This is a genomic window from Nocardiopsis sp. MT53, assembly GCF_019598965.1.
In the GTDB taxonomy this organism is placed as follows: domain Bacteria; phylum Actinomycetota; class Actinomycetes; order Streptosporangiales; family Streptosporangiaceae; genus Nocardiopsis; species Nocardiopsis changdeensis.
This window is the reverse complement of record NZ_CP080599.1, coordinates 943,455-955,715: the sequence shown is the minus strand read 5'-3', so window position 1 is coordinate 955,715 and position 12,261 is coordinate 943,455. Positions and strand designations below refer to the sequence as shown.

The 12,261-nt window shown below is 74.6% G+C and carries 10 protein-coding genes and 3 tRNA genes; 7 read left to right on the top strand and 6 right to left on the bottom strand.

Going from position 1 to position 12,261, the window contains the following annotated elements; all coding sequences use genetic code 11:
• Positions 1-144 precede the first annotated feature (144 nt).
• From K1J57_RS04045 to K1J57_RS04035, 3 genes are all read right to left on the bottom strand, one after another.
• A complete protein-coding gene (locus tag K1J57_RS04045) occupies positions 145-1,869 on the bottom strand; it encodes a hypothetical protein (protein ID WP_220563131.1) in 1,725 nt (574 codons plus the stop codon).
• 64 nt (positions 1,870-1,933) lie between these two features.
• A complete protein-coding gene (locus K1J57_RS04040) occupies positions 1,934-2,374 on the bottom strand; it encodes a Rieske (2Fe-2S) protein (RefSeq protein ID WP_255646833.1) in 441 nt (146 codons plus the stop codon).
• 29 nt (positions 2,375-2,403) lie between these two features.
• Complete coding sequence (locus K1J57_RS04035; RefSeq protein WP_255647111.1) at positions 2,404-3,168, bottom strand: DUF3152 domain-containing protein; 765 nt, start codon at positions 3,166-3,168, stop codon at positions 2,404-2,406.
• A 261-nt stretch (positions 3,169-3,429) separates the two neighbouring features.
• Here K1J57_RS04035 and K1J57_RS04030 point away from each other — a divergent pair, with 261 nt between their 5' ends.
• From K1J57_RS04030 to K1J57_RS04005, 6 genes are all read left to right on the top strand, one after another.
• Positions 3,430-4,230, top strand: coding sequence for a fumarylacetoacetate hydrolase family protein (locus K1J57_RS04030; RefSeq protein WP_220563130.1), 801 nt, complete (start codon positions 3,430-3,432; stop codon positions 4,228-4,230).
• Positions 4,231-4,323: 93 nt separating this feature from the next.
• A complete protein-coding gene (locus K1J57_RS04025; RefSeq protein WP_255646832.1) occupies positions 4,324-5,346 on the top strand; it encodes a GDSL-type esterase/lipase family protein in 1,023 nt (340 codons plus the stop codon).
• A gap of 107 nt (positions 5,347-5,453) precedes the next feature.
• Positions 5,454-6,851, top strand: coding sequence for a glutamate--tRNA ligase (gltX, locus tag K1J57_RS04020; RefSeq protein ID WP_255647110.1), 1,398 nt, complete (start codon positions 5,454-5,456; stop codon positions 6,849-6,851).
• A 174-nt stretch (positions 6,852-7,025) separates the two neighbouring features.
• Positions 7,026-7,097 (top strand) — tRNA-Gln (locus tag K1J57_RS04015).
• A 50-nt stretch (positions 7,098-7,147) separates the two neighbouring features.
• Positions 7,148-7,223: transfer RNA gene (locus K1J57_RS04010), tRNA-Glu, on the top strand.
• Positions 7,224-7,343: 120 nt separating this feature from the next.
• Positions 7,344-7,419: transfer RNA gene (locus K1J57_RS04005), tRNA-Glu, on the top strand.
• A 63-nt stretch (positions 7,420-7,482) separates the two neighbouring features.
• On the opposite strand, the gene K1J57_RS04000 is transcribed toward K1J57_RS04005, so the two are convergent.
• From K1J57_RS04000 to K1J57_RS03990, 3 genes are all read right to left on the bottom strand, one after another.
• A complete protein-coding gene (locus K1J57_RS04000; RefSeq protein WP_220563128.1) occupies positions 7,483-8,082 on the bottom strand; it encodes a TetR/AcrR family transcriptional regulator in 600 nt (199 codons plus the stop codon).
• A 173-nt stretch (positions 8,083-8,255) separates the two neighbouring features.
• Positions 8,256-9,824, bottom strand: a complete 1,569-nt coding sequence (locus K1J57_RS03995) for an SDR family oxidoreductase (protein WP_220563127.1) — start codon at positions 9,822-9,824, stop codon at positions 8,256-8,258.
• Positions 9,825-10,021: 197 nt separating this feature from the next.
• Positions 10,022-10,705, bottom strand: coding sequence for an IclR family transcriptional regulator (locus K1J57_RS03990; RefSeq protein WP_277615513.1), 684 nt, complete (start codon positions 10,703-10,705; stop codon positions 10,022-10,024).
• A 125-nt stretch (positions 10,706-10,830) separates the two neighbouring features.
• Here K1J57_RS03990 and leuC point away from each other — a divergent pair, with 125 nt between their 5' ends.
• Entirely contained in the window at positions 10,831-12,237 is a 1,407-nt protein-coding gene (gene leuC / locus K1J57_RS03985; protein WP_220563125.1) for a 3-isopropylmalate dehydratase large subunit, read from the top strand.
• Positions 12,238-12,261: the final 24 nt, after the last annotated feature.

Genomic DNA, 12,261 nt, shown 5'->3' with positions numbered 1-12,261 from the left:
CGGGGCCGGTGGACGCCGTGCCCGGGTGCGGCCTCCGGCCCGGCCCGCGGCCGGGGTGGCCTTTCCGGCATGCGTCGGTGTCCGGACCGGCCGGTTCGTGGTGGATGCCGTGCCCGGCCCGGGCGTCCTCCGGCCCGGAGCGGGTCAGGGGGCGCGGCGCACGCGGGTCGCGGGCGGGGCGTCGGCGGTGCGCAGGAGCACCCCGCCGTCGTCGGCGCGCAGCAGCCAGTGGCCGCCGTCGCGTTCGGGGGTGCCGGGCCGGCCGTCGGGGTCCACCGCCCAGGCCAGGCCGCGGGCGACCGGCCCGGTCACCGGGTGCTCCAGGTAGGAGGAGACCCAGACGCCCAGCGCCGGGGCGTGGTCCCCGAGGGCGCCGAGGCGCTCCTGCTCGGCCTTGAAGGTCCTGCGGACGCGCGCCGCCCGGTCCTTGGCCTCCTTGAGTGCCTCGGGGTGCTCCGCGGCCAGCTCCCGGGGCGCCCGGGAGCCGGTCCTCCCGTCGGGTCCGGTGTACCGCAGGGCCACGCCCCCCTCCGTCACGGCGACCGTCACGCTGTGGCCGCCGACCCGCTCGGTGCGGGTCCCGTCGGGGCCGAGCCCGTGCGCGGGGACGGTGCGCTCCGCGGCCTCGGCGGCGGACAGGCCCATGCGGTCGGCCACCGTCCTCAGCGTGGCGTCGGCGTACCCCACCGCCGTCCGGTCCCGGAGCTCGGAGCGGATCTCCACCAGGGCCGCCAGCGACTCCGGACCGGGCAGCCGGTTGAACGCGAGGAGGAAGGAGCGGGCCCTGTCCAGCGCCCGGGGGCCGCGCCCGGCCGCGGGGACGCCCAGGTGCAGCACCAGGCGGCGCAGCAGGTCCGGTGCCCACCGCGGGACCGGGTCCAGTAGGGGCAACAGCTCGGACATCCCCCGCAGCAGGTGGCCGGCGTGCACGCCGATGTACTGCTCCCCGCGGTGGCGGACGTGCCCCGGCAGGCGGTGGTCGAGGCGGTCCCGCGCGGTGAGGGCGGGGACGGGTTCGGGCAGGTCGGGCAGGTCCAGCGCCACCTCCAGGAACCCGCGCAGCGCCCCGTCGAGGTCGGTGAACCCGGCGAGCAGGTCGGGCAGGCCCTGCCGCCAGGTGTCCCCGTGGAAGGGCTGGAGGGAGTGCACGAGCAGGGCGGGCAGCCCCGGCGCGGTGAGCAGGTCCGGGCGCGCGGCGCGCAGCCGGTCGAAGAACCGGTCCCCGGCGTAGCAGAGCCCGTCGAGGGAGGCGGGGGCCTCGCCCAGCTCCAGCAGGGCCCCCAGCAGCCGGTGGTGGGCCTGCTCCCGGTCCCGGTCCTCGGCCGGGACGGACACCAGCCACTCCTCCAGGTGGGCGGCCACCGCGCGGACGGTGTCGGCGGAGGCGGCCAGGACGTGGCGCGGCGCCTTCGCGCAGGCGTTCACCGCCAGGTCGGAGGGCCGCGGCCCCAGGGCGCAGGTGCGCAGCAGCAGCGGGAGGGTGGCGCCGTCCCAGTCCAGCGCGGAGCGGGAGAAGTGGCGCTGGATCCGCCGGTGCCGCCGGACCTCCTCCTCGGTGCGGGCCGGTGCCGCCTCCCCCGGCCCCGCGTACGGCGGCATGGTCGCCAGCGACCACACCAGGACACGGCGGAGCGTGTCGTGGTCCAGGCCGTCCAGCAGCAGGTCCGCCCCCGTGCCGGGACGGCGGCTGGTGAGCCCCCAGGTCGGCAGGTGGTCCGCGGGCAGGGCGGCCACCTCGCGGTCGAACTCCGCCGCGGCCGCGGGCAGGGACGGGGTGTACAGCTCCTCGAGCAGGTCGGCGGCGGCGGGGGAGAGGGCGAACCCCCCGGCCTGCGCCTCGGCCCAGGAGCGTGCTGCGGAAGACGTCATCGGCGGCCCTTCGTACCGGTCGGTGTCGGCGGTGGGATCCCCCGGCGCCCGCCGCGGTTCGCGGTCAGCCGACGACCAGGCCGCCCTCCCCGGTGACGGTCACCGGGTACTCCTCCAGGGGCTCGGACGCCGGGCCGTCCGTCCGGGAGCCGTCGGCGATGGAGAACCGGCTGCCGTGGCACGGGCACACGATCTCGTCGCCGACCACCTCGTCCACCGGGCAGCCCTCGTGGGTGCAGGTGGTGGAGAACGCCCGGAACTCGCCCTCCTCCGGCTGGGTCAGGACCACGGCGGCCCCGGGCAGGACGACGCCGCCGCCGACCGGCACCTCCTCGACGGTGGCCAAGGACTCCTCCGGCGAGGGCGCCGGAGCGCTCTCGGGGGCGGGGGAGGCCGGGGCCCCGGTGCCCTGGCCGGGGCCCGAGCAGGCGGCGACGGCGCCGGTGGCCGCGCCCGCGGCCGCGCCCAGGACCGCCCTCCTGCTCAGCGGGAAGGGAACGTTCACGGGTGCGGCCTCTCTGTTCGGGACCGGGGTCAGTCGTCCCCGGGCGGGTCGTTGTCCGGGTACACCCAGCCGTTGGCCTCGCAGCCCTGGAGGTCCAGCGTCTGCTGCTGCATCACCGGGGCGGTCTCGCCCTCCCCCGGGCAGAACACGTGGCCGTGGCCCAGGGTGTGGCCCACCTCGTGGTTGATCAGGTAGATCCGGTAGGTCTCCAGGTCGCCGTCGAAGTGCGGGACCCCGGCCACCCAGCGGTTCTGGTTGATGATGGCCCGGTTGCCGTTGGCGCAGGAGACGTACCCGTTGGTGCGCAGCGGCGCGCACAGGCGGTCGACGGTGTCGGGGGCGGCCAGCAGCACCCGGATGTCGGCGTCGTCGCCGTCCACCCGCTGCATCGACCGCTTCCCGTCGTCGCCCCAGCTGCGCGGGTCGCCCAGGATCAGCTCGACGGCCTCGGCGAAGTCCTCGGCCTCGCCGGGCAGGCCCTTCTCGACCTCCACCGCGAACGTCGTCACCGGCCCCTCGCCCATGACGTCGCCCTCGCCCTCCATCACGGAGAACTCGCCGTCGGCGGTGTCGACCTCCTCCACGACCGAGCGCAGCAGCACCGGCTCGTCCTCCTCCTTCTCCTCCTCGGAGGGAGAGGGGGAGGGGGACGCCGGGGCGGCCGCCTCCTCGGACCGCCCGTCGGCACTGGCCTCCGGCGGGGTCCCGGCCGCGCCGGGCGCCCCGTCGCCCACCGGCCCGGAGGAGCCCGCGGGGGTGCCCGAGTCCTGCAACGGCGGCGGCACGCTGACCATCAGCACGGCGGAGGCGCCCGAGACCAGGCACAGGCCGAGGGCGAGACCCGCCGAGTACCGGCGGGGCCGGCGGCGACGGCCCCGCGGGGACGGAGCGGACGTGGGCACGGGGCACCTCTCAGTAACGGACGACGGACCCCAGCATGCCATGACCGCGGCCGTGGGGAGGGCCAAGCCGGAGGTGCGGCACCGCCGTCGTGCCGTCGGGGGCGGGCGCGGATAACCTGCAAGCGCAAACGTGTCGATCTGGGAGGACAAGCAGTGCGCATCGCACGGTTCGCGGCCGGTGACGAGGTCGGGTTCGGCCTCGTGGAGACCGATACCGACAGCGGCGACGAGTACGTCGCCAGGCTCAACGGGCACCCGCTGCTCGGCGACATCAAGCTGACCGGGGAGAGGGCCAAGCTCGCCGACGTCCGCCTGTTGTCGCCGGTCCTGCCCACCAAGGTGGTCTGCATCGGCAAGAACTACGCCGACCACGTCGCGGAGATGCAGGACATCACGGGCGAGACCACGGAGGAGCCCGTGGTCTTCCTCAAGCCGTCCACAGCAGTGGCCGGGCCCACGGACCCGATCTTCCACCCGGCGGTCTCCGAGCGGGTCGACTTCGAGGGCGAGCTGGCCATCGTCATCTCCCGGCCCTGCCGCGAGGTGCCCCGGGAGCGGGCCGCCGACGTCATCTTCGGGTACACCGTCGCCAACGACGTCACCGCCCGCGACCTGCAGCAGAAGGACAAGCAGTGGACCCGGGCCAAGGGGTTCGACTCCTTCTGCCCGATCGGCCCGTGGATCACCACCGGGCTGAGCATCGACGAGGCGCAGGACCTGGCGGTCACCACCACCGTGGACGGCGAGGTCCGGCAGAGTGGACGAACATCACAGTTCATCCACGACATCCCGGGCATGATCTCCTACGTCACCTCATTCATGACGCTGCTCCCCGGCGACGTCCTCCTCACCGGCACACCCGCCGGCGTCGGCCCGGTGCGGGTCGGCCAGGAGGTCTCGGTGACGGTGGAGCGGCTGGGCACGATCAGCAACCGGGTCGTCGCCCGGGACTGAAGGCCTCCGGCCCGGCCGCGACCCGGCCGGGCCGCACCGTCCCCGGGCGGCGGCCCCGGCCGCCGCCCGACGCCTCACCGGAAGGGCTCCGAAGTGGCCATCCTCCCGTCCCGACGCACCGGCACCCTGGTCCTGGCCGGTCTCGTCGCGCTGGCCCTGGTCGCCGGCGGCGGCTACCTGTGGGTGACACGCACCGACGACCGCGGAACCGACCCCCGAGCGGAGGCTGGAACACCCATGAGCGGATCACTGCGCGTCATGCTCTCCGGAGACTCCATGACCCAGGGCGCCAACGGCGACCGGACGTGGCGCTACCACCTGTGGAACCACCTGGAGCCCGCCGTGGAGGGGCTCGACTTCGTCGGCCCCTACACCGACCCGGCCACCACCGACATGATCATCCCGGTGCCCACCGACGAGGCCCGGCCCTCCGACGGGGACTCGCCCTCCGACGGGCCCACCGCGGACGGGCCCGCCGACGAGCGGCGCGCCGACGGGGCCGCCGGGGCGGAGCCCGAGGACTCCGGGAGCCCCACGGAGCCCGCCGGCCACGGCTGGCCGGGCGCCGACGGGGACGCCGGCACCGGCGAGTACCGCGACCCCGACTTCGACCAGGACCACAACGCCGTGTGGGGCCGCACCCTGCGCGACGCCTCCGCCAGCATCGAGGAGGAGGTGCGCCGCTACGAGCCGGACGTGCTGTGCACCCTCATCGGCGTCAACGACCTGTTGTGGCCGATCGGGATGGAGGAGATGGAGCAGCGGCTGCGCCGGTACATCGAGGGCGCCCGCGAGGGCAACCCCGACGTGAGGATCGTCCTGGCCGAGGCGCTGCCCATCGCCTACGCCGACAACGACCCCGGGTTCGCGCTGCGCACGTACTCCTACAACGTCCTCATCCGGGACCTGGCCGGGGAGCTGTCCACCGAGCGCTCCCCGGTGATCAGCGTCGACATCGCCGAGCGCGAGGAGTGGGACGTGAAGGCCGACACCTACGACGGCACCCACCCCAACGCGCGGGGCGAGATCAAGATCGCGGCGGCCTTCGCCGACGCCCTCTCCGAGGCCTACGGGGTGGGCGGGCCCTACCCCCGGCCGCTCCCCGAACCCTCCTGAGCACGCCGGGAACGGCCGGGCGGGGCCCGCGCGGTCCGTTCGGCCCTACCCTGGAAGGCGTGACCGAGACTTCGATTCGTACCCGCTTCGCCCCGTCCCCTACGGGCATGTTCCACGTCGGCGGCGCCCGCTCCGCGCTCTTCAACTGGGCTCTGGCACAGCAGCAGCCCGAGGGGCGCATGGTGCTGCGCATCGAGGACACCGACGCCGCGCGCAACCGCCCGGAATGGACCGAGGGCATCATCAGGGCCCTGGCCTGGCTGGGCATCGGGGAGGACGACCCCCACTTCGAGGGGCCCTACTTCCAGTCCGCCTACGCCGACAAGCACCGCGAGGCGGCGCAGGAACTGTACAAGAACGGCCGCGCCTACTACTGCGACTGCACCCGCGAGCAGCTGGAGGCCCGCCGCGACAACCCCAACCTGGGCTACGACGGCTTCTGCCGCGACCGCGGCCTGGAGGCCGGCCCCGGCCGGGCGCTGCGGTTCCGCGTGCCCGACGGCGGTCCCACGGTCGTGGACGACCGGATCCGCGGCCGGGTGGAGTTCGCCCACTCGGCCATCGAGGACTTCGTGATCGCCCGGGCCGACGGCTCCCCGCTGTTCGTGCTGGCCAACGTGGTCGACGACGTCGAGATGGGCATCACCCAGGTCGTCCGCGGCGAGGAGCACCTGTCCAACACCCCCAAGCAGCAGCTGCTGTGGGAGGCGCTGGGCCACACCCCGCCGGTGTGGGCGCACCTGCCCGTCATCGTCAACGAGCAGCGCAAGAAGCTGTCCAAGCGCCGCGACAAGGTCGCCCTGGAGTCCTACCAGGAGGAGGGCTACCTGGCGGAGGCGATGGTCAACTACCTGATGCTGCTGGGCTGGGGGCCGGGCGACGACCGCGAGATCATGCCGTGGTCGGAGATGGTGCCGCTGTTCCGCATCGAGGACGTCAACAGCTCCAGCGCGTTCTTCGACGAGAAGAAGCTGCGCGCCTTCAACGGCGAGTACATCCGGGCGCTGGGCGTGGACGAGTTCGTCGAGCGCTGCGCCCCCTGGGTGACCGGCGAGGACACCCCGTGGGCGGCCGCCGACTTCGACCCGGAGGTGTTCCGGGCGGTCGCGCCGCTGGCCCAGAGCCGGGTCGCGGTGCTGTCGGAGATCGTGCCCAACGTCGACTTCCTGTTCCTCGCCGAGCCGGTAGAGGACGAGAAGAGCTGGGCCAAGGCGATGAAGCCGGGTGTGGGCGAGGAGATGCTCGCCGCCTCCCTGGAGCGCTTCGCCGACCCGTCCCTGGAGTGGAACGCCGAGGCGCTCAAGACCGCCACCGAGGAGACCGGCGCCGGCCTGGGCCTCAAGCTCGGCAAGGCCCAGGCGCCCGTGCGCGTCGCGGTGACCGGCCGCACGGTCGGCCTGCCGCTGTTCGAGTCCCTGGAGCTGCTGGGCCGCGAGCGCGTCCTGGCGCGGCTGGGCGCGGCCCTGGAGAAGCTGCGCGCCCAGGGACCCGCCGAGCAGTCCTAGCGTTCACCGGAGCAGAGGATCCGCTGCTCAGAGGGGCGCCCAACGGGGTGGTCGGGGTCACGGACCCCCCACCCCGTTTTCGGTTCGCGAGCACTCTGAAGTTCCGCTAGAGTTATCCACGTCGCCGAGGGGGACAGGGAAAGCGGAAAAGCGGACCGGGTCCTCCCAGAGCACTGGGGTATGGTGTAATCGGCAGCACGACTGATTCTGGTTCAGTTAGTCTAGGTTCGAGTCCTGGTACCCCAGCGCGGTCCGAGTGAGAGCTCGGGCTATCGGGTCCGAAGGGCCCGGCACGCGCCCCCGTCGTCTAGTGGCCTAGGACGCCGCCCTCTCAAGGCGGTAACGGCGGTTCGAATCCGCTCGGGGGTACCACAGGGAGCGCCTCCCACCATCGTGAGGGGCTTCTTTCTGGCCGGTGTTCGTCACCGGTGTCCGGTTCGACCGGGTATCGTAGGGTCGGTGGTCACGCCGACCACTGCACCAGCAGTTCAGGCCCCCGTCGTCTAGTGGCCTAGGACGCCGCCCTCTCAAGGCGGTAACGGCGGTTCGAATCCGCTCGGGGGTACCAGCACGAAGGCCCCGCCCACCAGGGCGGGGCCTTCGTCGTTCCCGGAGGCCCGGCCTCCCGGGGTCAGCCCCGGGAGGTCAGGGCGCTCAGCCCCTCCTCCGGCGCCCCGGCGGCCAGCACCATCGCGACCAGCTGGTCCAGCAGCCAGTCGGCCAGCTCCTCCGCGGTCCGCCCGCGCTCCCGGAGCCACAGCATCACCGCGGTCTCCACCACCGAGATCCAGCAGCGCAGCGCCATCAGCACCGGCGGGGAGGGCGGTCGCGGGCCGACGCGGTCCAGGAGGAGCTCCAGCACCCCCGTGCGCACCCGGTCGATCTCCGCCTCGGTCTCCTCGGTGGCGATCACCGAGCCGCCGCGCAGCAGCGCGACGTAGGCGGGGGAGTAGGAGTCGGCGAACTCGACGAACCGGACCAGGGAGCCCCGCAGCTGCTCCCGCGGCGGCAGGCCCGCGGGCGGCACCAGCCGTTCCAGCAGCTCGGACATGGCCTGTTCCAGGGCCTCGCGGCGCAATCGCGCCATGTTCGGGAAGTAGCGGTACACCAGCGCGCGGGACACGTCCGCGGCCTCGGCGATGTCCTCCGGGGTGACCTCTCCGGGTGGGCGCAGCGCGAAGACGCCCAGCGCCGTCCGGATCAGGTCCTCCCGGCGTTCGTGCGGCGCCATGCGGCGGGGCCGCCGCCCCGGCCCCGGCCGGTCCGCCGTGGGCTCCGAACCCGCCACCCGCGCCCGGTGACGGTCGGTCCTGTGGGACACCACCGTGGTGACGACCTCCCGAAAGTTCCTCTATCCCTTCTCCCGAACCTACCGGCGACCACCGACACCGGCGGCCGCGGCGGTCACCGGCACTCCGGGGCGTCCGCGACGGCGTCGGCGATGCGGCGGGCCGCCTCCTCCGGGGTGAGGCCGCGGCGGCGGTACGGGCGGGCGGCGGCCCCGGCGCCCACGGGGCCGGGGAGGACCGCGGTGACGCCGACGCCGGAGGCGGCCAGTTCGCGGCGCAGGGAGCGGCTGAGCGCCAGTACGGCGGCCCTGGAGGCCGGGTACGCCCCGTGCGCGCGCGGGGCCGGGCCGGCGGCGGAGAGGGTGTTGACGATGAGGCCGCCGCCCCCGGCCCCGGCCATCACCGGGCCGAAGGCGCGGCAGCCGTGGACCACGCCCCGCAGGCCGGCGTCGACCAGGCGTTCCAGGTCGGCGTCCGGGATGCGGAGCAGGGGCCCGGCGGGCACGGTCCCGGCGTTGTTGACGACCAGGTCCGGCACCCCGGACTCCTCGCGCAGCCGGGCGGCGAGCCCGTGGACGGCCGAGGCGTCGGCGACGTCCACCCGCCGGGGGACGGCGCCGGGGGTGAGCCGGGCGCACAGTTCGGCGGTGCGCTCGGCGGCGGGGCCGTCGGCGTCCACGGCGACCACCCGGGCGCCGCGTTCGGCCAGTTCCAGGCTCAGGGCCCGGCCGACGCCGCCGCCCGCCCCGGTGACCACCGCGAGCTGTCCGGCGAAGGCGCCGCCGTGGCGGCGGGCGGACCCGGGGGACCGGCGGGGCCGGGGCGCTCCGGACTCCACCTCCGCGACGAAGGAGCGCAGCCGGCCGGCGATCGCCGCCGGGCGCGAGCGCAGCGACCAGTGGCCGCCGTGGAAGCGGTGGAAGCGCAGGTCGTCGACCCAGCGGCCGGCGTTGGACTGGAGCGGGCCGACCATGAACGCGTCGCGGGTGGGCGCCAGCACCTGGACCGGGACCGCGGTGCGGCGCTCGGCCGGGCGGGTGAGCCGGGGGGCCATGTTGGCCCGGTACAGCGCCAGGCCGTTGACGTAGTCGCGGGTGGCGCGGCGGGCGGGGCGCACCGGCCCGCCGTCGGCCCGCTCCAGCCCGGCCAGCGCCGCCCCGCCCAGCCCGGTCAGCCAGAACAGCTCCGGGACCAGCGGGGTGTGGAAGAACCCGATGTAGCCGGAGCGCACGGCCTGGCGCAGGACGGCGCGCAGGCCGTCGGGGGCCGATCGGAACCAGTGCCCGGCGTGGTCCAGGTCCGGTCCGGAGATCGAGGTGTAGGAGGCGAACCGGTCCGCGTACCGGGGCTCGGTGACGGCGTGCCAGCTCTGGATGGACCCCCAGTCGTGGCCGACCAGGTGGACCGGCCGGCCCGCGCCGACGGCGTCGGCGACGGCGGCGACGTCCGCGGCCAGCCGGTCCAGGCGGTAGCCGGCGCGGGTGTCGGGGGCGGTGGAGCGCCCGGCGCCGCGCACGTCGTAGGCGGCGATCCGGTACTCCCCGGCCAGTTCCTCGACCAGGGCGTCCCACACCGAGGAGTTGTCGGGGTAGCCGTGGACGAGCAGTAGGACGGGGCGGTCGGCGGGGCCGGTGGCGCGGACGGCCAGTCGCTGGCCGTCGGGGGCGGTGACGTACTGGTGCACTCGGCTCTCCTCGGGGGGCGGGGTCCCGGACGTGCTCGTGTGAGACTTCGCGTCATGTTAGACAACCCGTCAGTAAGCGTCCACGGGCGGCCCCGGGCCCGGACGCGGAAGACCCCGCCGGCGGTGGCCGGACGGGGTCGTGCGCGCTGTGGCGGCCGTGGGGCGTGCGGCCGCGGGGAAGTGTGGCGGGGTGCGGGTCAGTGGGCCTCGACGCTGTGCAGGGACTCGCTGATCTTCTCGGCGGCGGACAGGATCGCCTGGGAGTGGATGCGCCCCGGCGAGCGGGTCAGGCGCTCGATCGGGCCCGACACCGAGACCGCGGCGATCACGCGCCCGCCCGGCCCGGACACCGGCGCCGACACCGAGGCGACGCCCTGCTCGCGCTCGGCCACGCTCTGGGCCCAGCGGCGGCGGCGGACCTGGGCCAGGCTGGCCGCGGTGAAGCGGGCGCCCACCAGGGAGCGGCGGATGCGGTCCGGGTCCTCCCAGGCCAGCAGCACCTGCGCCGCGGAGCCGGCGTTCATGGGCAGCTCGCTGCCGACCGGCACGGTGTCGCGCAGGCCGCTGGTGCGCTCGGAGGCGGCCACGCACACGCGCACGTCGCCCTGGCGGCGGTAGAGCTGGGCGCTCTCCCCGGTGAGGTCGCGCAGCTGCACCAGGACCGGCGCGGCCACGGCCAGCAGGCGGTCCTCCCCGGTGGCGATCGACAGCTCACCCAGGCGCGGGCCCAGCACGAAGCGCCCCTGGCTGTCCCGGGAGACCATGCGGTGCCGCTCCAGGGCGACCGCCAGCCGGTGGGCCGTGGGCCGGGCCAGGCCGGTGATCTGGACCAGCTGGGCCAGGGAGGCCGGTCCGGATTCCAGGGCGTCCAGGACGGACATCGTCTTGTCGAGTACTCCGACGCCGCTGGATGAGCTAGAGTTGTCCATGACTTGATATTGCCGTCTCGAAATATGGAATGCAAGTCAGAGTCCGCGCACGGAACGAACGAGAGAGGCGATCGCCCATGGCACGCACGATGGCCGAGAAGGTCTGGGAGGAGCACGTCGTCCGGCGTGCCGAGGGCGAGCCGGACCTGCTCTACATCGACCTCCACCTCGTCCACGAGGTGACCAGCCCCCAGGCCTTCGAGGGCCTGCGGCTGGCGGGCCGCTCGGTGCGCCGCCCGGACCTGACCATCGCGACCGAGGACCACAACGTCCCCACCATGGACCTGCTGGCCCCCATCGCGGACCCGGTCTCCCGCAAGCAGGTCGAGACGCTGCGCAAGAACTGCTCCGACTTCGGCGTCCGCCTGCACCCCATGGGCGACATCGAGCAGGGCGTCGTGCACGTGGTCGGCCCCCAGCTCGGCCTGACCCAGCCCGGCATGACCATCGTCTGCGGCGACAGCCACACCAGCACCCATGGCGCGTTCGGCGCGCTGGCCTTCGGCATCGGCACCAGCCAGGTCGAGCACGTGCTGGCCACCCAGACCCTGCCCATGGCCCCGTTCAAGACCATGGCCGTCACGGTCAACGGGAAGCTCAGGCCGGGCGTGTCCGCCAAGGACATCATCCTGGCGGTCATCGCCAAGATCGGCACCGGCGGCGGCCAGGGCTACGTCCTGGAGTACCGGGGCGAGGCCATCGAGGCCCTCTCGATGGAGGCCCGCATGACCGTGTGCAACATGTCCATCGAGGCGGGCGCCCGGGCCGGGATGATCGCGCCCGACCAGACCACGTTCGACTACATCGAGGGCCGCCCGCACGCCCCGCAGGGCGCCGACTTCGAGGCCGCCGTCGAGCACTGGAAGACCCTGCGCACCGACGAGGGCGCGGTCTTCGACGCCGAGGTGGTGCTGGACGCCGACGAGCTCAGCCCGTTCGTCACCTGGGGCACCAACCCGGGCCAGGGCGTCCCGCTGGACGCCGCGGTGCCCGACCCCGCCTCCTACGACGACCCCTCCGAGCGCGCCGCCGCCGAGAAGGCCCTGGCCTACATGGGCCTGGAGGCCGGGACCCCGATGCGCGAGGTGCGGGTGGACACCGTCTTCCTGGGCTCGTGCACCAACGGCCGCATCGAGGACCTGCGCACCGCCGCCGAGATCATCAGGGGCCGCAAGGTCGCCGAGGGCGTCCGGATGCTGGTCGTCCCCGGCTCCATGCGGGTCAAGGAGCAGGCCAACGCCGAGGGCCTGGGCGCGGTCTTCGAGGAGGCCGGGGCCGAGTGGCGCGAGGCCGGCTGCTCCATGTGCCTGGGCATGAACCCCGACCAGCTCAAGCCCGGCGAGCGCAGCGCCTCCACCTCCAACCGCAACTTCGAGGGGCGCCAGGGCAAGGGCGGCCGCACCCACCTGGTGTCGCCGCAGGTCGCCGCCGCCACCGCGGTGCGCGGAACCCTGTCCTCGCCCGCCGACCTGGCCGACCTGTAGCCGCGCCCGACCACGACAGGAGGA